Origin of the sequence: Variovorax sp. LG9.2 (genome assembly GCF_035018885.1) — a bacterium.
GTDB lineage: Bacteria > Pseudomonadota > Gammaproteobacteria > Burkholderiales > Burkholderiaceae_C > Variovorax.
This window is the reverse complement of sequence record NZ_JASJXB010000138.1, coordinates 1-230: the sequence shown is the minus strand read 5'-3', so window position 1 is coordinate 230 and position 230 is coordinate 1. Positions and strand designations below refer to the sequence as shown.

The 230-nt window shown below is 57.8% G+C and carries 1 protein-coding gene and 1 pseudogene; both read left to right on the top strand.

The window, feature by feature from the left end; translation table 11 throughout:
* Window positions 1-71 (top strand): annotated as a pseudogene (locus QN413_RS27520) (IS3 family transposase); the annotation flags it as partial.
* 13 nt (window positions 72-84) lie between these two features.
* Window positions 85-230: DDE-type integrase/transposase/recombinase (locus QN413_RS27260; protein ID WP_416352261.1), on the top strand; the 146-nt coding region annotated here is incomplete at its 3' end.

Genomic DNA, 230 nt, shown 5'->3' with positions numbered 1-230 from the left:
AGGCAAAGGTTCGCGCCGTTTACGGTGAACATAAAGGCCGCTACGGCTACCGAAGAATCACGGCAGCGCTGCGCAATCTTCGACTTGGTCTCCGGTACGTTGGATGTGGCACTTGCGCGGGCCAAACACGTCGCTGGACTGACCGTACATTCAGACCAAGGCTGGCATTACAAAATGCAGCCATACCGGGCGATGCTTGCGCATCGCGGGGTAACGCAAAGCATGAGCCG